Here is a 25441-nt window from a genome sequence, read left to right as displayed (position 1 = left end):
TCAACGAGGCCCTTCCCCATTGGTGGCGATGGCCCAAGAACTTCGGACTTACTCGTCTAGTCTGCGTCTACGACAGAAAACCCGAGCTCGGAAGAGTGGAGGCGTCCCCTTGACGCAGACCAACCCCGCGGACGCCCCCATGGACGCGAACATGTTCGGTGACCTGCACCGGGGCACGCTCCCCGACCGGATGGGCATCGAGTTCCTCGAGACCGGGCCCGAGCGGGTCGTGGGCCGGATGCCGGTCGAGGGCAACAGGCAGCCGTACGGGCTGCTGCACGGCGGGGCGTCGGCGGTGCTGGCGGAGACGCTGGGATCGGTGGGGGCGGCCATCCACGCGGGGCCCGACAGGATCGCGATGGGGATCGAGATCAACGCCACCCACCACCGTTCTGCGACCTCCGGCTACGTCACGGGCGTCGCCACCAGGGTGCACGGCGGACGCTCGCTGGCGACGTACGAGATCGAGATCAGCGATGAGCAGGGGCGGCGCGTGTGCACCTCCCGTCTCACCTGCATGTTGCGCGACCGCTGACCCGTCTGCCACTTTTCCTGACCCTTTGCGCATGGCCCCCGCGGGTCGCTACGGTGGGTGCACCAGAGCCCGCGGGGAGGCCCAGTAGAAAACGTGTTCGGCCCTTCCGCATGCGGGGTGTCCCGCCCGCGGCAGGGGAAGCCCTTACATGGCCCCAAAGGCCGTCCCCGCGGGCTCGTTCACGGTCTCCGGCGATCGTTATCGATCCGCCCCCCGAAGCGCCAGGCGTCAAGCCCGATTTAGCCCCTGACCAGGCTCGTTGATTCCTCACATCAGTGACACACACATGTCACTAATTGGTGACGAACGATACTGAAACGGGCGTCTCCGGAATAAGCTCCCGCCATTGCATCCCAGTTGTGCCTGCGATGCGCGCGTGTCGAGATGGAGGGGCACAACCCCGCCTTGACCTACTTGAGGGAGCACCATTGCGCAGAGCCGTGATCGCGTTCACGGCCTTCCTGGGTGGACTCATCTTCCTGCTGGCCGGTCCCGCCCAGGCGGACCCGGCCGACTGCCAGGGTTTGAGGGGAACACTCACATTCCAAGGCCAGCCAGTGAACGGCGCCAAAATCGCTGTGACCGACGAGGGCGGACAACCCGTCGAGACGGTCACGAGTAACGCCCAAGGCACGTGGGAAGTCCAGGTCGACAAAAAGGGTAAGTACAAGGCCACCCTGGATGTCAGCACCCTGCCGCAGAACGCCGAGGTGCGCGGGGGCAACAACGTCCGCACGCCGACCGTCTACGAGGACAACTGCTCCGCGGTCCTGTTCGCGCTCCAGGCCAAGAGCGCCCCAGGCCAGGCTCAGGAGGAAGCCCCCGGAAGCACGTTCTGGGGACAGGCCGCCCAGCTGACCTTCGAGGGCGTCAACCTCGGCCTGATCATCGCCCTGGGCGCGCTGGGCCTGTCGCTCATCTACGGCACCACCGGCCTGACGAACTTCGCCCACGGCGAGCTGATCACGCTCGGCGCGGTCATCGCCTACGCCTTCAACGTCGGCTTCGGCATACAGCTGATCCCCGCCGCGGTGCTCGCCGTCGTGGTCGCGGGAGCGCTGGGCTACGGCCAGGACCGCCTGTTCTGGGGGCAGCTGCGCAAACGCGGCACCGGCACCATCGCCATGATGATCATCTCGATCGGCGTGGCGATCCTGCTGCGCAACCTCATCCAGTTCTTCTTCGGCGCGCAGAACGAGAGTTTCACCGACTACAACACCCAGGCGGGCATCACGATCGGCCCGATCAGCGCGGCGCCCAAGAACCTCTGGGCGATCGGCATCGAGCTCGCGGTCCTCATCGTCGTGGGCCTGGCCCTGATGAAGACCCGGACCGGCAAGGCCGCGCGCGCCGTCTCCGACAACCCGGCGCTGGCCGCCTCCTCGGGCATCAACGTCGACCGGATCATCCGCATCATCTGGGCCTCGGGCTCGGCCGTCGCGGCGCTGGCCGGCATCATGCTCGGCGTCTCGCAGTCGCTGAAGTTCACCATGGGACAGGACATCCTGCTGCTCATCTTCGCGGGCGTCACGCTCGGTGGGCTCGGCACGGCCTTCGGCGCCCTGGTCGGCTCGCTCGTGGTGGGCATCTTCATCCAGGTTTCCACCCTGTGGGTGCCACCGGAGCTGAAGTCCGTCGGTGCGCTGGCCGTACTGATCATCGTGCTTCTCTTCCGGCCGCAGGGCATCCTGGGCCGCCGCGAGCGGATCGGGTGACGGGGGTAACACATGGACTGGCTCACGATTCTCACCACCACCGTCCACGCCGCCATCGGCTGGGAGACCGTCGTCTACGGCCTGGCCGCGATCGGCGTCAACATCCACTTCGGCTACACCGGCCTGCTCAACTTCGGCCAGTCGGCGTTCATGGCCGTGGCCGGGTACGGCCTGGCCGTCACGGTCACCGTCATGAACATGCCCTTCTGGGTCGGCATCCTGGTGGGCCTGGCGGCCGCGGTGGTCCTCGCGCTCCTGCTGGGCATCCCGACGCTGCAACTGCGTGCCGACTACCTGGCGATCGTGACCATCGCCGCGGCCGAGATCGTCCGGCTCGTCTTCCGCTCGGTGTACTTCAAGGACATCTTCGGCGGCTCCGACGGCCAGCGCGGCTTCAACGGCGACTTCTACGCGATGAACCCCTACCCGACCGGCCATTACGGCATCGGCCCGTTCGGCTTCGACGAACGCACGATGTGGCTGCTCACCGTCGGCTGGATCGTCGTCCTGCTCAGCTGCCTGGTGGTCTACCTGCTCATGAAGAGCCCGTGGGGCCGCGTGCTCAAGGCGATCCGCGAGGACGAGGACGCCGTGCGGGCCCTGGGCAAGAACGTCTTCGCCTACAAGATGCAGTCGCTGCTCCTGGGCGGCATCATCGGCTGCTTCGGCGGCTTCTTCTACGGCCTCTACAACGGCGCCGTACAGCCCGACGTGTTCGGCACCGAGATGACCTTCTTCGCCTACACCATCGTCATCCTCGGCGGCGCCGCCCGCGTCTTCGGGCCGGTCGTCGGCGCGATGATCTTCTGGGTGCTGTTCGTCTTCGTGGGCAACCTGCTGGCCGAACTCGTGTCCAACGGGTACATCCCGTTCATGACCACCATCCAAGTAGGCCCCATCCGCTATGTCCTGGTTGGTCTAGGCTTCATCCTGTTGCTGGTCATCCGGCCACAAGGCATCTTCGGGGACAAGAGGGAGATCGCCATCGATGCGCGATGACACGATGACCGCCGGCCCCAAGGCGACGGCGCTGGCCGCGTTCAAGGACATGCCGCGCGAGCCCGGCGTGCCCAAGCCCGACCCGATCCTCGTGGTGGACAACGTGGTGCGCCGCTTCGGCGGCCTGACCGCCGTGGAGGTGAACCACGTCGAGATCCAGCGTGGCTCCATCACCGCGCTGATCGGCCCCAACGGAGCCGGCAAGACCACGTTCTTCAACCAGCTCACCGGGTTCGACACGGCCGACTCCGGGTCGTGGACGTTCAACGAGCGGCCCATGAACGGCGTGCCCGCGCACCGGGTGGCACGTTCCGGCATGGTGCGCACGTTCCAGCTCACCAAGGCGCTGTCGCGGCTGACGGTGCTGGAGAACATGCGGCTGGGCGCCCAGCAGCAAAGGGGCGAGAACTTCTTCCGCGCCCTGGTGCCGCGCTTCTGGCGTACGCAGGAGGACGAGATCACCGAGCGGGCCGAGGAGCTGCTCGCCCGCTTCAAGCTCGACACCAAGCGCGACGACTTCGCCGGGTCGCTGTCCGGCGGCCAGCGCAAGCTGCTGGAGATGGCCCGCGCGCTCATGGTCCAGCCCGAGCTGGTCATGCTCGACGAGCCCATGGCCGGGGTGAACCCGGCGCTGACGCAGTCGCTGCTCGGCCACGTCAAGGACCTGCGCGAGCAGGGCATGACGGTGCTGTTCGTGGAGCACGACATGGACATGGTCCGCGACATCAGTGACTGGGTGATCGTCATGGCTCAGGGCCTGGTCATCGCCGAGGGACCGCCCTCGACGATCATGTCCGACGAACGGGTGATCGACGCCTACCTGGGCGCCCACCACGACGCGCCACTGTCGGAGACCGAGCTGGAGGCCCAGCTCAACGAGGCCGAGGCGGCTCTGTCGGCCGAGATCGAAGAGGAGACGCAGAAGTGAACGCCGAAGAGCCGGAGCCGGCTCAGTCCAAGGCGGCCATCACCGACCGCAGCGCTCACGTGGAAGGCGCCGAGGGCGCCGTGCTGCGCTGCGACGAGCTGATCGCGGGCTATCTGCCGGGCGTCAACATCCTCAACGGCTCCGACCTGTACGTGGGGGACGGCGAGCTGATCGGCATCATCGGCCCCAACGGCGCCGGCAAGTCGACCCTGCTCAAGGCCATGTTCGGGCTGGTCAACATCCGCAGCGGCACGGTCCTGCTCAAGGGTGAGAACATCACGAACATGAAGGCCCACTCGCTGGTGGCGCGCGGGGTCGGCTACGTGCCGCAGAGCAACAACGTCTTCCCCAGCCTCACCATCGAGGAGAACCTCGAGATGGGCGCCTTCCAGGTGCCGGGCAAGTTCAAGGAGCGCTTCGAGTTCGTGGCCGAGCTGTTCCCCGCGCTCAAGGAGCGGCGCAAGCAGCGCGCCGGCTCCCTGTCCGGCGGCGAGCGGCAGATGGTGGCCATGGCCAGGGCGCTCATGACCGAGCCCTCGGTGCTGCTGCTCGACGAGCCGTCGGCAGGCCTGTCGCCGAAGCTGCAGGACCTGGTGTTCATCCAGGCCCAGCAGATCAACAAGGCCGGCGTGACCGTGATCATGGTGGAGCAGAACGCGCGGCGCTGCCTGCAGATCTGCCACCGCGGCTACGTCCTCGACCAGGGCCGCAACGCCTACACCGGAACCGGGCTGCAGCTCGCCAACGACCCCAAGGTCATCGAGCTCTACCTCGGGACGCTCGCGAAGGCGTAACGAAACGATTGAGACGGGGAAGGGGCTCCCACGGGGCCCCTTTCCCGTCTTTTAATGAGCGATGTGAAACGTTTGGCGACAGTCGCGCTCATCCTGCCCGTCCTGCTCGTCGGCTGCCAGGACGCCCCCTCCTCGGCGGAGAAGTACAGCACCGGCGGCGACCCCACCGACAGCCCGTGCGCCCGCGTGGTCTCCTCCATCGGCTACGCCGGCCTCATGCTGGGCCCGAAAGGCCAGGAGGAGCGGCAGAACTTCGAGGACGCGCTGATCGGCCGGCTGGCCGAGGTACGCGGGATCACGCTGGAGTTCGGCCCCCGGCTGCCCGGCTCGCTGAGCGGGGCCGTGGCGACCGTCAGGACGACGACCGCGGGGTTGTCCAGGAACGACGTGCCACACGATCGGCAGGTGGCGCTGCTCAAGCAGTACCGGGTGGCGGCCGACCAGATCGTGGCCGGCTGCGCGTGACGAAAGGGGCCCGGTCGCGGTGACCGGGCCCCTCTTCGTCCGCTGCGCTGACTAGCCGGCGATGTTGCCGGTGCGGTACTCCAGCGCCTTGGTGGCGTACTTGTTGTTGTCGCCGTACTGGTAGATGCCGATGGTCGCGACGGCCGGGTCACCGGCCTCGTCGAACTCGACCGGACCGCTGACGCCGTCGTAGTCGATGTCCGTGCCGGCCTTCAGCAGGTCCACGCACTCCTTGAAGCTCTTGCACTTCGTGCCGCCCTTGCTGACCTCCGCCAGCTTGGCCGCGACGTCCACGCCCGCGTCGCTCTTGGCGGCCTCGGCGGCCAGCGCGATCAGGTTCGCGGCGTCGTAGGACTCGGGGGCGTAGCTGAAGTCCTCAAGCTTCGGGTTGACCTCCTTGAGCTTCGTCTGGAACTCCTCCGGGGCGGCCGCGCCGGGGATGGTGCCCTTGACGCCGTCGAGCGTGCCCTTGGGCATCTTCACGTAGTTCGTGTTGGAGGTGTTGCCGTCCACCATGTACCACTTGTGCTCACTGGCCGGCAGACCCTGCTTGACCAGCTCCTGCACGACCTTGGCGGTCTCCTCGAAGCCGATCAGCACGATGCCCTTGGGGGCCTTCGCCTTGATCTTGGCCACGTCGGCGGAGAAGTCGGCGGCCTTCGGGTCGTAGTCGACCCGCTCGACCACCTGGGCGCCACCGTCGGTGACGGTCTTCTGGACCTGGTCGGCCAGGCCGGTGCCGTAGGAGTCCTGCATGGCCAGGATGCCGACCGTGTCGTTGCCGTCGGCCACGATCAGGTCACCGAGCACACGGCCCTGCAGCTTGTCCGGCGGCGCGGTACGGAAGTACAGGCCCTTGTCGGCGATCGTGGTGAACTTGTCGGAGGTGTTGGCCGGCGAGAAGTGCACCACACCCGCACCCGTGATCTTGTCGATCACCGACTCCGACACCGACGAGGACGCCGCACCGATGATGGCGTCGGCCTTCTGCGCCAGCAGCTTGTCCACCGACTGCGAGGCGATGTTGGTCGTCGTGTCGCCCGAGTCCGTGTCGAACTTGGCAACGGGCTTGCCGAGCACGCCGCCGGCCTCGTTGATCTCCTTGAGCGCGAGGTCGACCCCCGCGAACTCGGGCGGGCCGAGGAATGCCAGCGAACCGGTCTGGGGCAGCAGCGTGCCGAGGGTCAGCGTGCCATCCCCCTTTGCCGCGGGCGCTGATGAGGCCGGCGCCGCACTCTGGGACGACTGCGTGGCGGTGTCACCGCCACCACCGCCGCAGGCTGTCAGGGCCAGGCTCGTGGCAGCCACGACAGCCAGCGCCCGTCCCACGGGAGCAATGCGGATCATGAAGTGTCTCCTTCATTCCAGGCCGGGATCCGTCAGCACCGCCGAGCGTTCCCGATCGAATGACGGAAACGTACAAAATAGTTGTGGACTACAACCAGTGTCCTGGGGAACTGTCGGCACTTGGATGCGGAGTCGTAATCACTCCTCAACTTACGGGACCTGCGGAAGCACGCTTAATGTGCGTTGGGTGAAGCGTTTTGGGCTCCTTCTGGCGCTGACCGTCCTCGCCGGTTGCGGTTCCCCGCCGCCGCCTTCTCCGCCGTCGGACAAGCCGCCCGCGGGCGTATCCGTCTCTCTGGCGCAATGGCGTTCCGACGAGCCGGTGCACATGCTTGAAGTGGCCGTCCGAAATACCAGCGACACACCGGTGCATTTCGCCGACGTCCAGCTCGTCACACCGTCCTTCAGAACGTTGCCGGCGCGACGGTCCGACGCCGTCATCAAGAAGACGCGGCGTACGGACCTGCCCATCACGTACGGCGCCGCCAACTGCTCCCCGGCGGGCCTGCCCGAGGTCCGCCCCGCCACCGTCGTGGCCCACCTCAGCACCGGCTCCGAGCCGCCGCGCAGGGTCGTCTTCGCCGTGCCGCACCCCGACCCGCTGCTGACCAGGCTGCTGCGCGACGAGTGCTCGGAGTTCCTGATCAAGCAGGCGGTGAACATCGAGTTCGGGCCCGAGTGGACGGAGTCGGGCCCGAAGCCGGACAGGGTCATGCGGGGCGACCTGGTCGTCACCCGGCGCGGGCCAGGATCGGTGTCGATCAACGACATGGGCGGCACCACCCACTACATCGTCACCGTGAAGAGCAGGCCCATGGCCGTGCTCGGGCCCGGGTCGCAGCGGCTGGAGCTGCCCGTCGAGCTCACTCCCGGCCGCTGCGACCCGCACGCGTTCGCCGAGGCCAAGAAGGCCTTCCTGTTCCCCGTGCGGGCCGCCATCGACGGGGGCCAGGAGCGCGTGGTGATCGTGACGCCGCCCAAGGCGTTGCAGGACCGCCTCATCACGTACGCGCTGCGGGCCTGCGGGCTGCCTCCCGCGGGTTAGCCGTCGATCTTGCCGGTCCGGTACTCCAGCGCCTTGCCGGGGTACTTGTTGTCGTCGCCGTACTGGTAGACGCCGATCGTCGCCACGGCCGGGTCGCCCGCGTCGTCGAACTCGACCGGGCCGCTGACACCGTCGTAGTCGATGTCCTTACCGGCCTTGAGCAGGTCCACGCACTCCTTGAAGCTCTTGCACTTCTCGCCGCCCTTGCTCACCTCGGGCAGCTTGGCGGCGATGGACCTGCCGGTGTCGTCCTTGGCGGCCTCGGCGGCCAGGGCGATCAGGTTCGCGGCGTCGTACGACTCGGCGGCGTAGGTGAAGTCGTCGAGCTTGGGGTTGAGCTCCTTGAGCTTCTTCCTGAACTCGTCCGGGGCCTCGGCGCCCGGGATCGTGCCCTTGACGCCCTTGAGCGTGCCCTTGGGCATCTTCAGGTAGTTGGTGTTCGACATGTTGCCGTCCACCATGTACCACTTCACCTTGTCCGCGGTCAGGCCCTGCTTGACCAGCTCGGCCATGACCTTGGCGCCCTCCTCGAAGCCGATCAGCACGACCGCCTTCGGGTTCTTGGCCTTGATCTTGGCCACGTCGGCGGAGAACTCGGCCGCCTTCGGGTCGTAGTCCACCCGCTCCACGACGCTCGCGCCGGCCGCCTCGGCCGTCGTCGTGATCTGGTCGGCCAGGCCGGAGCCGTAGGAGTCCTGCATGGCCAGGATGCCGACCGTGTCGTTGCCGTCGGCCACGATCAGGTCACCGAGCACACGGCCCTGCAGCTTGTCCGGCGGCGCGGTACGGAAGTACAGGCCGTTGTCGTTGATCGTGGTGAACTTGTCGGAGGTGTTGGCCGGCGAGAACTGCACCACGCCCGCGCCCGTGATCTTGTCGATGATCGACTCCGACACCGACGAGGACGCGGCGCCGATGATGGCGTCGGCGTTCTGCGTCAGCAGCTTGTCCACCGCCTGCGAGGCGATGTTGGTGGTGGTGTCGCCGGAGTCCGTGTGCACCTTGGTGATCGGCTTGCCGAGCACGCCTCCGGCCTCGTTGATCTCCTTGACGGCCTGGTCCACGCCGGCGAACTCGGGCGGGCCGAGGAAGGCCAGCGAACCGGTCTGCGGCAGCACCGTGCCCAGGGTCAGCGTGCCGTCGCCCTTGGCCGCCGGCGCCGAGGAGGCCGGGGACGAGGCGGCGGAGCTGGGGTCCTGCGCGGCCGTGTCACCACCTCCGCCGCCGCCACACGCCGTCAGGGCCAGGCTCGCCGCGGCGGCGACGGCCAGCGCGCGTCCCACTGGAGCAATACGGTTCATAAAGAGACTCCCCCTATCTCAACGAAGCGACGATCACCTTCGCCGGGTTTTCCGAGCTCAGCATGCCTCTCCTGAGACGCGGTGGGGAGTTCTTACGCGGCTTTTATACTGATTCGTAATGTCCCAAACACCCATAGTAATGACTTGTTTCATGAGAGTTACGGACAGCGCACGACATGTCAAAGCCCTGACCCGAAATATCCGGATCAGGGCCAGAATGTGAGATCAGCCGGCGATGTTGCCCTTGCGATATTCGAGCGCCTTGGCGGCGTTGAACTTGTTGTCCGCGCCGTACTGGTAGACGCCGATCGTCGCCACCGACGGGTCACCCACGTCGTTGAAGTCCACCGGACCGCTGACACCGTCGTAGTCGATGTCCGTGCCGGCCTTCAGCAGGTCCACGCACTCCTTGAAGCCGGCGCACTTCGTGCCGCCCTTGCTCACCTCCACCAGCTTGCCCGCGATCGCCGCGCCCGCGTCGTCCTTGGCCGCCTCTGCCGCCAGAGCGACGAGCGTCACCGCGTCGTACGACTCCGTCGCGTACGTGAACTCGGACAGATCCGGATCCACCGCCGCCAGCCGCTTCTGGAACTCCTCCGGCGCCTCCGCCCCCGGCAGCGTGCCCTTGACGCCGTCCATCGTGCCCTTCGGCGTCCCGGCGAAGTTGGTGTTCGACATGTTGCCGTCCACCATGTACCACTTGTACTTGTCGCTGGTCAGACCCTGCTTGACCAGCTCCTGCACGACCTTGGCGGTCTCCTCGAACCCGATCAGCACGATCGCCTTCGGGTTCTTCGCCTTGACCTTGGACACGTCCGCGGAGAACTCCGCCGCCTTCGGGTCATAGGCGACCCGCTCCACCACCTGGGCGCCGCCGTCGGTGACGGTCTTCTCCACCTGGTCGGCCAGACCGGTCCCGTACGAGTCCTGCATCGCCAGGATGCCGACCGTGTCGTTGCCATCGGCCACGATCAGGTCACCCAGCACCCGGCCCTGCAGCCTGTCCGGCGGCGCTGTACGGAAGTAGAGCCCCCGATCGTTGATCGTGGTGAACTTGTCGGAGGTGTTGGCCGGCGAGAACTGCACCACGCCCGCACCCGTGATCTTGTCGATCACCGACTCCGACACCGACGACGACGCGGCGCCGATGATGGCGTCGGCCTTCTGCGCCAGCAGCTTGTCCACCGACTGCGAGGCGATGTTGGTCGTCGTGTCGCCCGAGTCCGTGTCGAACTTGGCAACGGGCTTGCCGAGCACGCCCCCGGCGTCGTTGATCTCCTTGAGCGCCAGATTGACGCCCCCGAACATCGGCGGCCCCAGGTACGCCAGCGAACCCGTCTGCGGCAGCACCGTACCGATCGACAACGTGCCGTCCCCCTTCGCCGGCGGGGCCGAGGAGGGCAGCACGGAAGCGGACCCCGTGGCTTCGGACCCGGCGGTCGTGCCACCGGACGAGCACGCGGCCAGCGCCAGGCACGCCGCGGCGGCGGCGAGGGGCACGCGAAGAATGCGGATCATCGACAGCGTCTCCGTTCGGGATGAGCGGACCTTCCGTCCGCCCATCAGTTACGCGCCGGGACGCCGCCCCGCGAAAGCACCCGAAGCCGGTTGGATGCGCAGTCGTGACCACACCACAACCCACCGGGTCAAATCACCTGATAAAGGGCTTTTTCAGGATCGCGTCGCCGCGTCGTCTATAACGATCTGAGCAACCTCACGCATGCTCAGCCGCCGATCCATCGACGCCTTCTGAATCCACCTGAACGCCTGCGGCTCACTCCAGCCGTGCTGCGTCATCAACTGCCCCTTGGCCCGCTCCACCAGCTTCCTGGTCTCCAGCCGCTCCGACAGGCTCGACACCTCGGCCGCCAGCGCCACCATCTCCTCGTGCCTGCTGACCGCCATCTCGATCGCCGGCACCAGATCCGCCTTCGTGAACGGCTTCACCAGATAGGCCATCGCCCCCGCGTCCCTCGCCCGCTCCACCAGATCACGCTGGGAGAACGCGGTCAGGATCAGGCACGGGGCGATCCGCTCGGACACGATCCGCTCGGCCGCCGAAATGCCGTCGAGCACGGGCATCTTCACATCCAGGATGACCAGATCGGGCCTCAGATCGGCGGCCAGCTGGATCGCCTGCTCGCCGTCTCCGGCTTCGCCCACGACGACGTAGCCGTCCTCCTGGAGCATCTCCTTGAGGTCGAGGCGGATCAGGGCCTCGTCTTCCGCGATCACTACTCGCCGCTGCGTACTCACGAGCAGAAGAGTACAGACGTCCGGTAGATTAGATCCACGCTGGCGGCCCTTCCACCGATCACTTCGGCGGTAGGGTGTGGCAACGATCCGGACATGTCCGGATATATCAGCCGGAATGATGGAATGGCAGACATGGACGCCTCAAAAGCGTCTGCTCGAGAGGGCGTGCGGGTTCGAATCCCGCTTCCGGCACCGTAGCGCACCGAAAACTGTCGGTGACATTCGCCACTCTGGGTTCATGCACCCTCGCGAAACCGTGGATCGAGCCCTGCACCTCTCGGCCCAGGGCCTGTTCGATCGCCAAGTGGCCGAGCTGTGCGGCGTTAGCCTTGGAGCGGTCCAGAAGTGGCGGACCGGCGCTCGTCGCGCGCGGGAGGACGAGGATCGCCGACGCCACCGAAACTGTCCCCGGTGCGATGGCCGCGAGCTCGACGATGTGGCCTACGCCCACCTCCTGGGGCTCTATCTCGGAGACGGGCACATCGTGCGCTGCCGCAAGGAGGTCTATCAGCTCTCCCTCTTCTGCGGCGACGACTGGCCCGGCCTGATCGAGGAGGCAGAGCGGACGATGGCGCGGACCATGCCCACCTCATCCGTCAGCCGCCGGCAGCGCAACGGGTGCACGGAGGTGAAGAGTTACTCCAAGCACTGGGTGTGCCTGTTCCCCCAGCACGGCCCGGGAAAGAAGCATCAACGCGAGATCACGCTGGCCGACTGGCAGCAGGAGATCATGGAGGCGCATCCGGGCATGTTCGTCCGGGGGCTGATCCACTCCGACGGCTGTCGCGGCATGAACCGCGTCCGCCACGTCCTGTCCAGCGGCGTCCGCTGGTACGAATACCCCCGCTACCACTTCAAGAACGAGTCCCGCGACATCCTGGCCCTCTGCTGCGAGGCGCTCGACCTGCTCGGCGTCGCCTGGCGCTTCAACAACCGCAACGAGGTGTCCGTCGCCAGGCGGGAGGCCGTGGAACGGCTCGACCGCTACGTCGGGCCCAAATACTGACCCGCTGACCTACCAGGGCACCGTTCCCGCGTCGTCGAAGAAGCCGCCCGTCGGGCCGTCCTGGGCGAGGGTGGCCAGGTGGATGACGACGGCCGCGCCGTCGGCGGCCGTGCGGGTGATGGGGAAGGGGAGGTCCTTGGTGAAATCGGTGGCGCAGGCGCCGGGGGCGGCGGCGTTGACGAGGATGCCGTCCTTGCGCAGTTCCTTGGCGTACTGGACGGTCAGGGAGTTCAGGGCGCTCTTGGAGGGCGGGTAGGTGGCGGAGGCGGGGAGGGCGGACATGTAGTGGGCGGGGTCGGTGTGGTGGGACAGGGAGCCGACGCCGCTGGAGACGTTCACGATGCGGGGTGCCGGGGAGCGCCTGAGGAGGGGGAGCAGGGCGTTGGTGACCATGAGGACGCCTATGACGTTCGTCTCGAGGACCTGCCGCATCGTGCGCGCGTCCGTGGCGCTGGGCGGCCGGTCCACGGGGCCGGAGATGCCGGCGTTGTTGACGAGCACGTCCAGGCGGGTGAGGGAGGCGGCGGCGGCCTCGATGGTGGCGGGGTCGGTGACGTCGAGGACGATCGGGCGTACATCGGCTCCTCGCGCGCGGAGGCGGGCTGCCGCCTGCTCGCCTCGGGTGCGGTCGCGGGAGCCGAGCAGGACGGTCATGCCGTGGGCGGCGAGGCCGGCGGCGACCTCGTATCCGATGCCCTTGTTCGCTCCGGTCACCAGAGCGGTGGTCTTGTCGGTCATGTCATGAAGCTCATCATCGGGGTGGTCGCAGAGCCAACACCAGGTGGGTGCGGGGCAATACCCTGAGGGTATGGAGACGCGCGAGCTGACCTACTTCGCGGCGGTCGCGGAGGAGCTGAACTTCGGGCGGGCGGCCGCGCGGCTGGGCATGGCGCAGCCGCCGCTGTCCAGGGCGATCCAGAAGCTGGAGCGGCGGCTGGGGGTGCGGTTGTTCGAGCGGTCCAGTCATGGGGTGTCGCTGACGCCGGCGGGTGAGGTGCTGGCCAGGGAGGCGGCCAAGGTCCTCGACGCGGTGGCCGCCGCGACGGCGCGCACCCGGCGGGCTGGGCTGACCGAGCCCCGGCTGGTGGTGGCGCTGAAGCCGGGCGGCGACGGCGGGCTGCTGCCGGACATCCTGGCCGCCTACCGCGCCCGTCCCGACGCGGTGGCCGTGGACCTGGCCCTGTGCGGGGTGGCGCAGCGGGCCCGGCTGGTCCGCGACGGCACGGCCGACGTGGCGTTCCTGCACAGTCCGTACGAGGACCTGACGGGGTTCGACAGCGAGCCGCTCCGGGTGGAGGGCAGCGTGGCCGTCATGCCGTGGGGGCATCCGCTGGCGGGCCGGGACGGCCTACGCCTGGCCGACCTCGACGCCGACCCGACGCCCCGCTGGCCAGGGACGCATCCGGAGGTCGATGATCCGGCTACGTTGATGCAGCTCGTCGCCCTGGGGCGGTTGATCGTGGTGGCCCCGGAGTCGGTGCGGGATCAGGTGCGGCGCGACCTGACCTGCGTGCCCGTCCTCGACGCGACGCCTACGACGGTGGTGCTGGCCTGGGCCGAGCAGACGCGGTCACGGGCACTGGCGACCTTCGTACGGACGGCGGCGGAGGTAGCCGGGCGCCTCCCCTGCGCTCCGGGCGCCTGACGCTGCCGGACGGTGACATAGGCGGCGGGCGCGGGCCAGGCGAGCCAGGCACAGGCGGGCAGGCGGGCAGGCGGGCCAGGCTGGCCAGGCAGCGCAGAGGGTAGGCAGCGCAGGGGCAGGCAGCGCAGGCGGGTCGGGCGGGGTCAGGGCTGGGCGGTCAGGTTGTCGGATTCCTGGACGGCGTTGTGGTGGCTGGCGGCCAGGAAGGCGTGGACGGCCGCGAGTTGGTCCTCGGTGAACTCGGCCATCAGTCGGCGGCTGCGCGCGTCCAGGCCCGTGTAGAGGGCGGCGACCTTGCCGAGGGCGTCCGGGATGGCCTCGATCACGACGCTGCGGCGGTCTTCCGGGTGGGGGCGGCGCCGGACGTATCCGGCTTTCTGGAGGCGGTCCACCATTTGGGTGATGGCGCCCGTCGTGCGGCCGAGGCGGGCGCTCAGGGCGCCGGCGGTGCTGGGGCCCTCCCGGTTGAGGGTGTGCAGGCACAGCAGGTCCGTGGGCCCGACCCCCAGCCGCTGCGCGACCAGGTCGTTCAGCCGTCCCATCGCGCCGACCAGGTCGGTCATGGCGAGCACGATCTGATCCGCGAGCGTGCCTTCCTCCTCGCCGGGCGGTTTGACGTCCACGCTCACTCCCGTTTATCTTCGCCGCTAAGATATTCAGTCATTAAGATGCTTCTCCACTAAGATAACGCATCCCGGAGGGTCCATGCGGACATCCAACCCGACCGCCGGCGGCCGCACGCGTACGGTCGCCCTGATTGTGATCTTGCTGGCCAGCTTCATGGACCTGCTCGACGTCACCATCGTGAACGTCACCGTGCCCTCCATCAGAATCGAGCTCGCCGCGTCACCCGCGCACCTGCAGTGGATGCTCGCCGGTTACACCCTCGCCTTCGCCCTCGGCATCACCACCGGCGCCAGGCTCGGCGACCTGTACGGCTACCGCCGCGTCTTCCTGATCGGCATCGCCGGGTTCATCGCCGCCTCGGCCCTGTGCGGCGCCGCCCCGACGGCCGGCCTGCTGGTGGCGGCGCGCGTCGTCCAGGGCTTCTTCGCCGCGGCGATGGTCCCCCAGGTGCTCTCGCAGATCCAGCTCATGTACGCCCCGCACGAGCGCGGCGGCGCGATGGCGGCCTTCTCCTCGTTGTCCGGCCTGGCCGCGGCCGTGGGACCGATCCTCGGCGCGGCGCTGCTGGAGACGGACTGGTACGGCCTGGGCTGGCGCAGCGTGTTCTGGCTCAACGTACCCGTCGGCATCGTGACCCTGATCGTGGCCGCCCGCGTCCTGCCCCAGGGACACGGCGCCATCCGGCCCCGCCTGGACCTGACGGGCATGGTCATCGGCGCGACCGGCCTGCTGCTGATCCTCTACCCCCTCATCGCGGGCAGCGAGCAGCGCCCCTGGCCGTTGTGGACGTACCTCTGCCTGGTGGCCGGCGTGGCCGTGCTGGCCGGATTCCACCGCCACCAGCGACGGCTGTCGGGCCGCGGCGGCTCCCCGCTGGTGGAGGTGTCCCTCTTCCGGGTGCGCTCGGTCGGCGGCGGGCTGCTGGTGCAGTTCCTGTTCTTCGTGCCGGTGATGGGCTTCTTCTTCACCTTCATGCAGCTCCTGCAGTCCGGCCTCGGGATGGCGCCGCTGCGGGCCGGGTTCACGATCCTGCCCTGGCCGATCGCCACCACCATCGCCGCCGGGCTCGGCGCGGCGGTGCTGCTCCCCCGGCTGGGCCGGGCGACGGTGCAAATCGGGCTGGCCGTCCTGGCCGCGGGATTTGCCCTGCTCGCCCTGACCGCGGCCACCGCCACGCCGGGCACCGGATGGCTCGCCTTCCTGCCCGGCGTCCTCGTCGGCGGCGCGGGCATGGGCCTGACCGTCGCCCCGCTCGCCCAGCTGACCTTGGAGAACGTGCCCGCCGAGCACGCGGGGTCCGGCTCCGGCCTGTTCAACACGGTCGCCCAGGTCGCCGCCTCGGCCGGGGTCGCCGTCGTCGGCACGATCTTCTTCCCGCTGCTGAGCGCCCGTTCCGGCGAGGCCACGCATGGGTACGGCACCGCGTTCGGCGTCACGATCTGGGTCAGCCTCGCCCTGCTGGCCCTCACCGTCGCGGCCACCTTCCTGCTGCCCCGCAGGCCGATCGCCGGCTGACGACTCCTGTGAAGGCGAGACCGTCCGGGCGGGTGATGCTCAGGATGACAACGGGAGGTGTGGGACTTTTCGGGATCGCTCCCCCTGGGAATAGATCAATGAATACGGGGGGTGGGTGGGATGCCGTTGAATGTGGCGGTGCGGGAGGGGTTCCTGGCGGAGGCGCACATCGCGAGCCTGGCCGTGGAGGCGGGTGAGGGCCGGGCGCCGCTGACCGTGCCGGTCTGGTACGACTACCGCCCCGGCGGCGACATCCGTTTCCTGACCGACGGCGACTCGATCAAGGCCAGGCTGATCGCGAAGGCGGGCCGGTTCTCGATGCTGGTGCAGCGGGTCAGCCCGACCTATCGCTACGTCTCGGTGGAGGGCCCGATCGTGCGGTCGGGGCCGACGACGCTGGAGGACCTGACGCGCATCTCGGCGCGTTACCTGCCGCCCGACGCCGTCTCCGGATATGTGCAGGGATCCGACCTGAACGTGCTCGTCACGTTCGTCATGCGCCCTGAACGCTGGCTCTCCGCGGACCTGGGCGCCCTCGGCTGAGCTGCGTAACGGTATTTTTGGGCCCGTGACTGCTATCGATCCCACCTCGACCGGCGCCTTCGGCGTCGGCCTCGCGACCATCGCCGCCGACGGCGCCGTCCTTGACACCTGGTTCCCCGCCCCCGAGCTGGGGGACGCGCCCGCGAAGGGCACTCAGCGGCTCTCCTCCGAGGAGGCGGGAGAGCTGGCCGGCCTGACCGGTCCCGACGCGGCGCGGGGTGTGGAGGTGGTGGCGGTACGCACCGGCATCACCGAGCTCTCCGAGCCCCCGGTGGACGCGCACGACGTCTACCTGCGCCTGCACCTGCTCTCCTCCCGCCTGGTCAGGCCGCACGGGGTCAACCTGGACGGGATGTTCGGCCTGCTCGCCAACGTGGTGTGGACGAACTTCGGCCCGTGCCCGGTGCCGGACTTCGAGCGCACGCGGCTGCGGCTGCGGAGCAGGGGGGCGGTGACGGTGTACGGGGTGGACAAGTTCCCGCGCATGGTGGACTACGTGCTGCCGTCCGGCGTGCGGATCGCCGACGCCGACCGGGTGCGTCTGGGCGCCCACCTGGCCGCCGGCACCACGGTCATGCACGAGGGCTTCGTGAACTTCAACTCGGGCACCCTGGGCGCCTCGATGGTGGAGGGCCGGATCTCGGCCGGCGTGGTGGTCGGCGACGGCTCCGACGTCGGCGGCGGCGCCTCGATCATGGGCACGCTGTCGGGCGGTGGCAAGCAGGTCATCTCGGTCGGCGAGCGCTGCCTGCTGGGCGCCAACTCGGGCCTGGGCATCTCGCTGGGCGACGACTGCGTGGTGGAGGCGGGCCTGTACGTGACGGCGGGCACGAAGGTCGCCCTCCCTGACGGCACGGTGGTCAAGGCGGCCGAGTTGTCCGGCTCGAACGCCATCCTCCTGCGGCGCAACTCCCAGTCTGGCGCGGTGGAGGCGGTCCCCCGCAAGGGCGGCAGCACGATCGAGCTCAACGCCGCCTTGCACGCCAACGACTGACGGACAAGACGGTGCGGCCATGGCCGTGGGGAGCGGGGTGAACGCTCGCCACGGCCGTATGGTCAGGCTCACAAAGACCACGGAGCCGGGCAACGCGGGCTCGCGTAACGGCGGCCCGCCACTGACGGGGTCAGAGGCCGTTTCCCTGGGGGGCCGTCGAGGGGCTGCGGCGGGTGGCCGGCCACGGCAGCGCGTAACAGATCAGGGCGGGCACTGATCAGTGGCCGCGCGGCCACTGATCAGTGGACGTGCGAGACCGCGGAGCCGATCGTGTGGACGCGCAGGGCGTTGGTGGAGCCGGGGGTGCCGGGAGGGGAGCCGGCCACGATGACCACCTTGTCGCCCTTCTCGAGCCGCCCCAGCGACAGCAGCGACGCCTCCACCTGCCGCACCATGTCATCGGTGTGATGCACGAACGGCACGTGGAACGTCTCCACCCCCCACGTCAGCGACAGTTGCCCCCGCACGTGCGGCGATGAGGTGAAGGCCAGCAGCGGGATCGGCGAGCGGTAGCGGGCCAGCCGCCGCGCCGTCTCCCCCGACATCGTGAACGCGATCAGCGCCTTGGCCCCGACGATGGCCCCGACCTCGGCCGCCGCGCGGGCGATGGCGCCGCCGGTGCTCTCGGGCATGCGCTCCAGCGTGTGCGTGGCGTGCAGGGAGGACTTCTCCGCGGCGGAGGCGATGCGGTCCATCGTGGAGACGGACTCGATCGGGTAGGTGCCGACCGAGGTCTCGCCGGACAACATGACCGCGTCGGCGCCGTCCATGACCGCGTAGGCCACGTCGGAGGCCTCGGCGCGGGTGGGGCGCGGGGAGCTCATCATGGAGTCGAGCATCTGGGTGGCCACGATGACCGGGTGGGCCTTCTCGCGGCACAGCTCGATGATGCGCCGCTGCACGATCGGGACCTGCTCCAGCGGCAGCTCGACGCCGAGGTCGCCGCGGGCGACCATGATGCCGTCGAAGGCGTCGACGATCTCGGGGAGGCGGTCGACGGCCTGCGGCTTCTCGATCTTGGCGATCAGCGGCAGGCGCACGGCCTCCTGCTCCATGATGTTGCGCACCACGTCGGCGTCGGACGGGCGGCGGACGAAGGACAGGGCGATCATGTCGAAGCCGGTGCGCAGCGCCCAGCGCAGGTCGGCCTCGTCCTTGTCGGTCAGCGCGGGCGCGCTGACGTTGATGCCCGGCAGGTTGAGGCCCTTGTTGTCGGAGATCATGCCGCCGATGACGACGCGGGTGACGATGCGGTCACCCTCGACGCGGGTGGCCTCCAGGACGAGGCGGCCGTCGTCGACCAGGATGGTGTCACCGGGGCGGACGTCGTTGGGCAGCCCCTTGTAGGTGGTGGAGACCTGCTCGCGGTCGCCCGGCACGTCTTCCGTGGTGATGGTGAAGACGTCTCCGAAGCCGAGCCTGACGGGGCCCTCCTCGAAGGTGCCGACACGGATCTTGGGGCCCTGCAGGTCGGCGAGCATGCCTACGCCGCGGCCGAGCTCGGCCGCCACCTCCTTGATACGGTCGTAGACCTCTCTGTGCATGTCATGATTGCCATGGCTGAGGTTGAACCGTGCCACGTCCATGCCCGCCGAGATCAACTCTCGGAGGCGTTCTTTGGAAGAAGTGGCGGGGCCCAGGGTGCAGACGATTTTCGCGCGACGAGTCACGAGTCCTACCTTAATTGGTACAGACCACTTGGCAGTCACTGACGACGCAGAACGTACCCGGCGTAAGAGAACAGAACGAGAACGGCGACTCCAAGTCGCGCCAAGTTCGTGTACTCCTCCGGGTAGATCACGCCCTCGATGTAGTGGTCGATGAAGCCGCTGGCGGGCAGCCCCTCATGGCCGGCTTTGCGGCGAGCCCAGTCCTCGGCGAGGGTGAGGGGGCACTCGACGCCGGTCAGGACCGATAACAGGCCCCAGGCGGCGACGGCGAGGTGTGCCCAGATCGTACGCCCCCAGCGCCACGCGAGAAACCCGCCCACGGCCATGTAGAGGAGAAAGGCGAAGTGCACCACCATCGCGGCGTCCGCGACGAGGCGATACGTCATGGTTCGACGGTAGCGGCCTTCCAGGCGTCCACGATGCCGTGGCCGTAGAAGCCGTTGTCGGATCGCCCGCCCTCGCACGCGTGCGTCTCGTTCTGGCCGTAGGCCTTGTAGACGTACTGGCGGGGTGAGGGGCACGCCTTCTGCGTCGCGGTCTTGTAGAGCAGTTCCTCGACGGTGGCGGGGGCGAGGCCGAAGCCGCCCCGAGCGGGCTTGCCGAAGCGGCTGACGAGGATCGCGGCGACGCCGGCGGCGTGCGGCGAGGCCATGGAGGTGCCTTCGAGATACTGGTAGTAGGAGCAGATGCCGCGGGCGCAGTCCTTGACGACGTCGGAGCCCTTGGGCCGGCCTGAGGCGTCGATGCGGCCGGCGGCGCGCAGCACGTGCTCGGGCGCGGCGGCCAGGATCGAGCGGGTGGCCTTGGCGTCTCCCCCGTCGAGCACGTCGCCGCCGGGCGCCGCCAGGTCGGTCTGCTCCTCGCCGTAGTCGCTGTACATGGCCTTGCGGCCGGAGGGGCCGACCGCGGAGACGGAGATGACGCCGTTGGACTCGGCGGGCACGTTCAGGCAGGAGTTGTCGACCACGCGCTCCTTCTCGTCCCCCTTGGGGTAGCCCGGGCTCTGGTTGTCGGCCTTGGGGTGGCCGAGGTCGGTGGAGCCGTTGCCGAGGGCGGAGATGAGCGTGACGCCCTTCTGGCGGGCGTAGTCGAGGGCGCGCTGCATGCCGGTGATGATGGCGCGCTGTTCGAGTTGCTGCTTCTCGGTGTCGGACTTGTTGGCCGTGCAGTTGAACAGCCAGGGGTCGACGAAGTAGCTCATGTTCACGACGTCCACGCCGATGTCGGCGGCGTAGGTGAGGGCGTCGAGGCTGGGCTTGAGGAAGAAGAACCCGGAGTCCTGACCGGCTCTGAGGTTCACGATCTGTACGCCGGGAGCCACGCCGACGATGCCGATGCCGTTCACCGGGGAGGCGATGGTGCTGGCCACGTGGGTGCCGTGGCCGTCGTCGTCCACGTCCACGGGGTCCTTGCAGTCCTTGGCCTCGCAGGGGCCGTCGAGTGTCTCGCCGTTCTCGTCCTTGGGTCTGTCGGTGACGAAGTTGCGGCTGAGCTCGCGGTTGAAGTTGGGGGCGATGTCGGGGTGCTTGCCGTCGACGCCGGTGTCGATCACGCCGACGAGGACCTGCTTGGTGCCGGGGGCCGTGGCGTTCGCGCGGTCGGCGCCGATCATGCGCATGTCCCACTGGCGGCCGGACAGCGGATCGCCCTTGCTCTTGGTGAGCGACTGCTCGTCGGGGAAGCGCTTCGCGCTGGTGGCGGGGCGGGCGGTGGCGAAGCCGATGCGGCGGTCCGGGGAGACGCCGACGACGGACCTGTCCGCGCCCACGGCCTCCTCGAACCCGGCCTCGCCCGAGCCGGCGGCCGTGAGGTAGCCGAGCCTGGTCTCGGCGGAGACCGTGGTGCCGCCGGCGCGTTCGACGGCGGCCTCGGCCTCGCGTTGCTTGCCCTGGTCGTAGAAGACGAGGTATTCGGCCTGCGGGACGGCCGGTTTCGGGGGCGCGGAGGGAGAGCAGGCGCCGAGCGCTGTCACGGCGGCCAGCACCGTCAAGCCAGAGGCGACCCGCCGCATTGTTCCCCCATCCGACCGACTTGCCGCAGAACCTGAATCTTCCCGACAGTCATCTAGTGATGCAACATAGTAGTGAAATTTCGGTCGATGCCGGGCGAAGCGGACCCATCGGGCCCGCTTCCGCCGGGCCTCAGTCCTGGTGCGCGAGGCGTACGTTCGGGAGGAATGCCAGCAGCACGGCGGCGGCCAGCATGATCGGTCCCATCCACGCGAACACGCCTGTGATCGCATGAGAGAAGGAGAGCTGCGCGGCGTGCCGCGCGGCCTCGGGCAGCGCCTGGATGGCGGCGGGCGTGAGAGACGCCTGCCCCGCCGCGAGCCGCCCGCTGAAGACGCCCCCGAGCACGGCCACGCCCACGGCCCCGCCGACGCCCCTGGCGAACGTGACGGCCGAGGTCGCCGCTCCCCTGTCGGAATCCGGCGTGGTGGTCTGGACGGCGAGCACGAGGTTCTGCCCGATCACGCCCATCCCGAGCCCCAGCAGCGCCATGTACGTCCCGGAGAGGAACCCGCTGGTCCCGAGGTCCATGGTGGCGAACAGGAACCCGGCGGCCCCCGAGACCACCGCCCCGGCGACCATGAGCCACTTGTAGCTGCCGAGCCTGGTCACGACCTGCCCGCCCAGCGTGGAGGCCACGATCATGCCGGCCATCAGCGGGAGCAGCAGCAGCCCTGAGTCGGCGGCGCTCGCCCCGCCCGCGAGCTGCAGGAACATGGGCAGGAACGTCGCCCCGCCGAGCATCGTGGTGGCCAGCAGCACGACCCCGAGCACCGGGATGGTGAACGAGGCGTCGCGGAACAACCGCAGCGGCAGCACGGGCTCGGCCGCCACCCGTTCCACCAGCACGAACAGCACGGCCAGCAGCACCGCGCCCGCGCCGAGCCCGAGGACGACCGGCGAGGTCCAGGCGTAGACGGTGCCGCCCCACGAGGCGAACAGGGTCAGGCAGGTCAGCAGTCCGGCGATCAGCGCGGCGCCGAGCCAGTCGACGCGGTGCGGGGAGGTACGGCGGGGCAGCTTCAGCACCGCGAACGCCACGGCCAGCGCGATCGCCCCGAGCGGCAGGTTGATGTAGAAGATCCAGCGCCAGGAGATGTGCTGGGTGAGGTAGCCGCCGATCAGCGGGCCGGCGATCGAGGCCACGCCGAAGACGGCGCCGAAGAGTCCCTGGAACTTGGCCCGCTGCCGGGGTGTGGCCAGGTCGGCGGCGATGGTCATGGTCAGCACCATGAGGCCGCCCGCGCCGATGCCCTGGAAGGCGCGGAAGGCGATGAGCTGGCCCATCGACTGGGCGAGCCCGCACAGGGCCGAGCCGATGACGAACAGGACGATGGCCGACAGATAGAGGTTGCGGCGGCCGTACATGTCGCTGAGCTTGCCGAACAGGGGGGTGGCTATACCGGAGGCCAGGGCGAACGCGGTGACCAGCCACGACAGGCTCTCAAGGCCGTGCAGCTCGCCCACGATGGTCGGCATGGCGGTCGCCACGACGGTCTGGTCGATGGCGGCCAGGAACATGGTGAGGATGAGTGAGCCCATACTCACCCAGAGTGAGCGTCCTGGCGCGGACTGCCGGGACATTGTCGATACCATGAGTCGACTCCTTGCTTCTTTTCGCAGAGGGCAGGAGGGATCCGCGGCGATCGGGGGTGCAACCCCGGTCGCCGCATTTCGTTACGGAGGTTCAGAGTCCGTTTTCGAGCAGCGTGAACGCCTCGTCGAGCAGTTCGTCCACGGGAGCGCCCGTCTCAGCCGACACCTGGATGGAGGAGATCATCGCGCCGAACGTCGCGATGACGAGCAGCCTGGCGTGCAACGCGCTCGTCACGCCCGGACGGCTCCTGACGGCGCCGAAGATCGCGTCCATGGTCTTCGACTCGTCGGCCGCCCTGACCTTGGCGGCCAGTTCGGGATGGCGCTTGCGCAGTTCCATGAAGGGCTTCATGTCCGCCCAGAGAGGTTGGGCGCGCACCGCGAGGGTCCGCGCCACCGCCTGGAGCGAGGTGAACGCGAGCTCGCCGCCGGGGCGGTGCCCGAGCAGGTCGATGAGCTCTTCGGGGCTCCACAGCGGCCCCATGACGAGCGCCTCCTCCTTGGAGGCGAAGTAGTTGAAGAACGTGCGCGGCGAGATGTCGGCCGCCGCGCTGATCGCCTCCACGGTCGCGGCTTCGAGCCCTTCGTCGAGCACGATCTTCACGGCGGCCAGTCTGATGGCCTGCCGTTTCTCGGCCCGGCGACGGTCACGCCGCTCCTGCGGACTTTCCATGACTTGCACTGTACGCACCTTTTGCACGGTCTGCAACTCTTGCATGACATGCAAAAGCGCAAGCGTACGCGTCAACGCCCGTGGCCGGAAGCTGCTCCGGCACGCCACGGAGGGGCCGCTCACCGTCGAGTACGAAGTGCTGGTCCCGCTCCAGTCCCCCGGCCGGCGGCTGATCATCTACCGCCGCCGACCCCGGCTCCCAGCGCGTCCTGGACGCCATCGCAGCCACCTGCTGACCGGCGCCCAGACGAAAGGCCCGGCCGGCGGCCGGGCCTTTCGCGGATGGCGTCGTCAGACGAGCGGACGCGCCGTGGGCAGGATCGGGTACGGCAGCGCCGTGTCACCGGTCAGGAACCGGTCCACCCCCGAGGCGGCGGCGCGCCCCTCGGCGATGGCCCACACGATGAGCGACTGCCCGCGGCCCATGTCACCGGCCACGAAGACGCCGTCCACCTTGGACATGTACGTCTTGTCGCGCGAGACGTTCCCTCTGGCGTCGTAGAAGCCGTCACCGCCGTCAACGGCCAGGTCCTGCAGCAGCGAGCCCTTCTCCGGCCCGAGGAAGCCCATGGACAGCGTGATCAGCTCGGCCGGGATCTCCCGCTCGGTGCCCGGGACCGGCTTGAACCCGGCCTGCGGCCCCTCGACCTCGACCAGCCGCAGCGCGCGCACGTTGCCGTCGGCGTCGCCGACGAACTCGGTGGTGGAGACCGCGTAGACCCGCTCTCCCCCGCCGTCGGCCAGCTCCTCGTGGGCGCTCTCCATCTTGAACAACATCGGGTACGTCGGCCACGGCTGGCTGCCGGGGCGCGAGGCCGGGGGCTGCGGCATGATCTCCAGCTGGGTGACGGACTTGGCGCCCTGCCTGATCGCCGTGCCGATGCAGTCGGCGCCGGTGTCGCCGCCGCCGATCACCACGACGTGCTTGCCCTCGGCCGAGATGGGCGGCGTGTCGTAGTCGCCCTCCTGGACCTTGTTGGACAGCGGCAGGTATTCCATCGCCTGGTAGACGCCCTTGAGCTCGCGTCCCTTCGCCGGCAGGTCGCGCCACTGGGTGGCCCCGCCGGACAGCACCACGGCGTCGAACTGCTCGCGCAGCTCGGCGGCGGTGATGTCGACGCCGACGTTGACGCTGGTGCGGAACTCGGTGCCCTCGGCCCGCATCTGCTCCAGGCGCCGCTCGATGTGCCGCTTCTCCATCTTGAACTCGGGGATGCCGTAGCGCAGCAGACCGCCGATCCTGTCGGCCCGCTCGAACACCACCACGTCGTGCCCGGCCCTGGTGAGCTGCTGCGCGGCGGCGAGCCCCGCGGGGCCGGAGCCGACGACGGCGACCTTCTTGCCGGTCCTGACGGCCGGGGGCTGCGGGGTCACCCAGCCCTCGGCGAACGCCCGGTCGATGATCTCGACCTCGACCCGCTTGATGGCGACCGGGTCGGAGTTGATGCCGAGCACGCACGCCGCCTCACACGGAGCCGGGCAGAGCCTGCCGGTGAACTCCGGGAAGTTGTTCGTGGCGTGCAGCCGCTCGATCGCCTCGCGCCAGTCGGTGCGGAAGACGAGGTCGTTCCACTCGGGGATGAGGTTCCCGAGCGGGCAGCCGTTGTGGCAGAACGGGATGCCGCAGTCCATGCAGCGGGCCGCCTGCTTGGTCAGCTTCTCCTGGGAGAAGTCCTGGTAGACCTCGCGCCAGTCGCTGATGCGGACGTCCACGGGGCGGCGCGACGGCAGCTCCCTGTCGTGCGTGAGAAAACCCTTCGGGTCAGCCATTCGGTACG

24 protein-coding genes and 1 tRNA gene are annotated in these 25441 nt (G+C 68.9%); 13 read left to right on the top strand and 12 right to left on the bottom strand.

What is annotated here, in order from left to right; translation table 11 throughout:
* Positions 1–139 precede the first annotated feature (139 nt).
* The 6 genes from ACFPZ3_RS44295 to ACFPZ3_RS44270 all read left to right on the top strand — a co-directional run bounded on the left by ACFPZ3_RS44295 (position 140) and on the right by ACFPZ3_RS44270 (position 5436).
* On the top strand, positions 140–535 hold the full coding sequence (locus ACFPZ3_RS44295) for a PaaI family thioesterase (RefSeq protein WP_379520399.1): 396 nt from the start codon (positions 140–142) through the stop codon (positions 533–535).
* Between the two features lie 428 nt (positions 536–963).
* The gene (locus ACFPZ3_RS44290; RefSeq protein ID WP_379520390.1) at positions 964–2250 is read left to right on the top strand and encodes a branched-chain amino acid ABC transporter permease; all 1287 of its coding nucleotides are present in this window, start codon (positions 964–966) and stop codon (positions 2248–2250) included.
* 12 nt (positions 2251–2262) lie between these two features.
* Complete coding sequence (locus ACFPZ3_RS44285) at positions 2263–3249, top strand: branched-chain amino acid ABC transporter permease (RefSeq protein WP_379520389.1); 987 nt, start codon at positions 2263–2265, stop codon at positions 3247–3249.
* Between the two features lie 4 nt (positions 3250–3253).
* Positions 3254–4177 (top strand): ABC transporter ATP-binding protein, encoded by a 924-nt coding sequence (locus ACFPZ3_RS44280; RefSeq protein ID WP_379520398.1) that lies wholly within the window; start codon positions 3254–3256, stop codon positions 4175–4177.
* Positions 4174–4971: an ABC transporter ATP-binding protein gene (locus ACFPZ3_RS44275; RefSeq protein ID WP_379520388.1), complete on the top strand. Its 798-nt coding sequence runs from the start codon at positions 4174–4176 to the stop codon at positions 4969–4971. The genes ACFPZ3_RS44280 and ACFPZ3_RS44275 overlap by 4 nt, the downstream gene beginning before the upstream one ends.
* A gap of 63 nt (positions 4972–5034) precedes the next feature.
* On the top strand, positions 5035–5436 hold the full coding sequence (locus ACFPZ3_RS44270; RefSeq protein ID WP_379520387.1) for a hypothetical protein: 402 nt from the start codon (positions 5035–5037) through the stop codon (positions 5434–5436).
* 51 nt (positions 5437–5487) lie between these two features.
* On the opposite strand, the gene ACFPZ3_RS44265 is transcribed toward ACFPZ3_RS44270, so the two are convergent.
* Positions 5488–6783 carry an ABC transporter substrate-binding protein gene (locus ACFPZ3_RS44265; RefSeq protein WP_379520386.1) on the bottom strand — a complete coding sequence of 432 codons (1296 nt, stop codon included), beginning with the start codon at positions 6781–6783 and terminating at the stop codon, positions 5488–5490.
* A gap of 187 nt (positions 6784–6970) precedes the next feature.
* On the opposite strand from ACFPZ3_RS44265, the gene ACFPZ3_RS44260 reads away from it, so the two are divergent.
* Positions 6971–7828, top strand: coding sequence for a hypothetical protein (locus ACFPZ3_RS44260; RefSeq protein ID WP_379520385.1), 858 nt, complete (start codon positions 6971–6973; stop codon positions 7826–7828).
* Here the strand turns inward: ACFPZ3_RS44260 and ACFPZ3_RS44255 are convergent.
* The 3 genes from ACFPZ3_RS44255 to ACFPZ3_RS44245 all read right to left on the bottom strand — a co-directional run bounded on the left by ACFPZ3_RS44255 (position 7825) and on the right by ACFPZ3_RS44245 (position 11385).
* Positions 7825–9129, bottom strand: a complete 1305-nt coding sequence (locus tag ACFPZ3_RS44255) for an ABC transporter substrate-binding protein (protein ID WP_379520384.1) — start codon at positions 9127–9129, stop codon at positions 7825–7827. The genes ACFPZ3_RS44260 and ACFPZ3_RS44255 overlap by 4 nt on opposite strands.
* Before the next feature lie 225 nt (positions 9130–9354).
* Positions 9355–10647 (bottom strand): ABC transporter substrate-binding protein, encoded by a 1293-nt coding sequence (locus ACFPZ3_RS44250; protein ID WP_379520383.1) that lies wholly within the window; start codon positions 10645–10647, stop codon positions 9355–9357.
* 153 nt (positions 10648–10800) lie between these two features.
* Positions 10801–11385: an ANTAR domain-containing response regulator gene (locus ACFPZ3_RS44245; RefSeq protein WP_379520382.1), complete on the bottom strand. Its 585-nt coding sequence runs from the start codon at positions 11383–11385 to the stop codon at positions 10801–10803.
* Between the two features lie 109 nt (positions 11386–11494).
* Between ACFPZ3_RS44245 and ACFPZ3_RS44240 the strand changes: the two genes are divergently transcribed.
* Positions 11495–11577: transfer RNA gene (locus ACFPZ3_RS44240), tRNA-Leu, on the top strand.
* A 244-nt stretch (positions 11578–11821) separates the two neighbouring features.
* The gene (locus ACFPZ3_RS44235) at positions 11822–12391 is read left to right on the top strand and encodes a helix-turn-helix domain-containing protein (RefSeq protein WP_379520381.1); all 570 of its coding nucleotides are present in this window, start codon (positions 11822–11824) and stop codon (positions 12389–12391) included.
* Between the two features lie 9 nt (positions 12392–12400).
* On the opposite strand, the gene ACFPZ3_RS44230 is transcribed toward ACFPZ3_RS44235, so the two are convergent.
* On the bottom strand, positions 12401–13129 hold the full coding sequence (locus ACFPZ3_RS44230; protein ID WP_379520380.1) for an SDR family NAD(P)-dependent oxidoreductase: 729 nt from the start codon (positions 13127–13129) through the stop codon (positions 12401–12403).
* Positions 13130–13199: 70 nt separating this feature from the next.
* Here ACFPZ3_RS44230 and ACFPZ3_RS44225 point away from each other — a divergent pair, with 70 nt between their 5' ends.
* A complete protein-coding gene (locus ACFPZ3_RS44225) occupies positions 13200–14036 on the top strand; it encodes a LysR family transcriptional regulator (RefSeq protein ID WP_379520379.1) in 837 nt (278 codons plus the stop codon).
* Between the two features lie 143 nt (positions 14037–14179).
* Here the strand turns inward: ACFPZ3_RS44225 and ACFPZ3_RS44220 are convergent, their stop codons facing one another.
* Positions 14180–14659 carry a MarR family winged helix-turn-helix transcriptional regulator gene (locus ACFPZ3_RS44220; protein WP_379520378.1) on the bottom strand — a complete coding sequence of 160 codons (480 nt, stop codon included), beginning with the start codon at positions 14657–14659 and terminating at the stop codon, positions 14180–14182.
* 82 nt (positions 14660–14741) lie between these two features.
* Here ACFPZ3_RS44220 and ACFPZ3_RS44215 point away from each other — a divergent pair, with 82 nt between their 5' ends.
* From ACFPZ3_RS44215 to dapD, 3 genes are all read left to right on the top strand, one after another.
* The gene (locus ACFPZ3_RS44215) at positions 14742–16178 is read left to right on the top strand and encodes an MFS transporter (protein ID WP_379520377.1); all 1437 of its coding nucleotides are present in this window, start codon (positions 14742–14744) and stop codon (positions 16176–16178) included.
* Positions 16179–16298: 120 nt separating this feature from the next.
* On the top strand, positions 16299–16721 hold the full coding sequence (locus ACFPZ3_RS44210; protein WP_379520376.1) for a pyridoxamine 5'-phosphate oxidase family protein: 423 nt from the start codon (positions 16299–16301) through the stop codon (positions 16719–16721).
* 25 nt (positions 16722–16746) lie between these two features.
* The gene (gene dapD, locus ACFPZ3_RS44205) at positions 16747–17715 is read left to right on the top strand and encodes a 2,3,4,5-tetrahydropyridine-2,6-dicarboxylate N-succinyltransferase (RefSeq protein WP_379520375.1); all 969 of its coding nucleotides are present in this window, start codon (positions 16747–16749) and stop codon (positions 17713–17715) included.
* 239 nt (positions 17716–17954) lie between these two features.
* On the opposite strand, the gene pyk is transcribed toward dapD, so the two are convergent.
* From pyk to ACFPZ3_RS44175, 6 genes are all read right to left on the bottom strand, one after another.
* Positions 17955–19385: a pyruvate kinase gene (gene pyk / locus ACFPZ3_RS44200; RefSeq protein ID WP_379520374.1), complete on the bottom strand. Its 1431-nt coding sequence runs from the start codon at positions 19383–19385 to the stop codon at positions 17955–17957.
* Positions 19386–19420: 35 nt separating this feature from the next.
* Positions 19421–19771, bottom strand: a complete 351-nt coding sequence (locus ACFPZ3_RS44195) for a DUF2784 domain-containing protein (protein ID WP_379520373.1) — start codon at positions 19769–19771, stop codon at positions 19421–19423.
* On the bottom strand, positions 19768–21396 hold the full coding sequence (locus ACFPZ3_RS44190) for a S8 family peptidase (RefSeq protein ID WP_379520372.1): 1629 nt from the start codon (positions 21394–21396) through the stop codon (positions 19768–19770). The genes ACFPZ3_RS44195 and ACFPZ3_RS44190 overlap by 4 nt, the downstream gene beginning before the upstream one ends.
* Before the next feature lie 130 nt (positions 21397–21526).
* Entirely contained in the window at positions 21527–22936 is a 1410-nt protein-coding gene (locus ACFPZ3_RS44185) for an MDR family MFS transporter (protein ID WP_379520371.1), read from the bottom strand.
* Positions 22937–23081: 145 nt separating this feature from the next.
* Positions 23082–23663, bottom strand: a complete 582-nt coding sequence (locus ACFPZ3_RS44180; RefSeq protein WP_379520370.1) for a TetR/AcrR family transcriptional regulator — start codon at positions 23661–23663, stop codon at positions 23082–23084.
* A gap of 291 nt (positions 23664–23954) precedes the next feature.
* Positions 23955–25433, bottom strand: a complete 1479-nt coding sequence (locus tag ACFPZ3_RS44175) for a glutamate synthase subunit beta (protein ID WP_379520369.1) — start codon at positions 25431–25433, stop codon at positions 23955–23957.
* Positions 25434–25441 lie beyond the last annotated feature (8 nt).

This window comes from Nonomuraea insulae, from assembly GCF_042656245.1.
Note: the sequence above shows the minus strand (reverse complement) of the source record. Positions and strands in the feature narration are given on the sequence as shown.

Coding starts and splice junctions, on each gene's coding strand:
- ACFPZ3_RS44250 (WP_379520383.1), bottom strand. CDS start 10,647: ATGATCCGCATTCTTCGCGTGCCCCTCGCCGCCGCCGCGGCGTGCCTG.
- ACFPZ3_RS44185 (WP_379520371.1), bottom strand. CDS start 22,936: ATGGGCTCACTCATCCTCACCATGTTCCTGGCCGCCATCGACCAGACC.
- ACFPZ3_RS44285 (WP_379520389.1), top strand. CDS start 2,263: ATGGACTGGCTCACGATTCTCACCACCACCGTCCACGCCGCCATCGGC.
- ACFPZ3_RS44195 (WP_379520373.1), bottom strand. CDS start 19,771: ATGACGTATCGCCTCGTCGCGGACGCCGCGATGGTGGTGCACTTCGCC.
- ACFPZ3_RS44255 (WP_379520384.1), bottom strand. CDS start 9,129: ATGAACCGTATTGCTCCAGTGGGACGCGCGCTGGCCGTCGCCGCCGCG.
- ACFPZ3_RS44225 (WP_379520379.1), top strand. CDS start 13,200: ATGGAGACGCGCGAGCTGACCTACTTCGCGGCGGTCGCGGAGGAGCTG.
- ACFPZ3_RS44215 (WP_379520377.1), top strand. CDS start 14,742: ATGCGGACATCCAACCCGACCGCCGGCGGCCGCACGCGTACGGTCGCC.
- ACFPZ3_RS44280 (WP_379520398.1), top strand. CDS start 3,254: ATGACCGCCGGCCCCAAGGCGACGGCGCTGGCCGCGTTCAAGGACATG.
- ACFPZ3_RS44265 (WP_379520386.1), bottom strand. CDS start 6,783: ATGATCCGCATTGCTCCCGTGGGACGGGCGCTGGCTGTCGTGGCTGCC.
- ACFPZ3_RS44190 (WP_379520372.1), bottom strand. CDS start 21,396: ATGCGGCGGGTCGCCTCTGGCTTGACGGTGCTGGCCGCCGTGACAGCG.
- ACFPZ3_RS44230 (WP_379520380.1), bottom strand. CDS start 13,129: ATGACCGACAAGACCACCGCTCTGGTGACCGGAGCGAACAAGGGCATC.
- ACFPZ3_RS44180 (WP_379520370.1), bottom strand. CDS start 23,663: ATGGAAAGTCCGCAGGAGCGGCGTGACCGTCGCCGGGCCGAGAAACGG.
- ACFPZ3_RS44210 (WP_379520376.1), top strand. CDS start 16,299: ATGCCGTTGAATGTGGCGGTGCGGGAGGGGTTCCTGGCGGAGGCGCAC.
- ACFPZ3_RS44295 (WP_379520399.1), top strand. CDS start 140: ATGGACGCGAACATGTTCGGTGACCTGCACCGGGGCACGCTCCCCGAC.
- ACFPZ3_RS44175 (WP_379520369.1), bottom strand. CDS start 25,433: ATGGCTGACCCGAAGGGTTTTCTCACGCACGACAGGGAGCTGCCGTCG.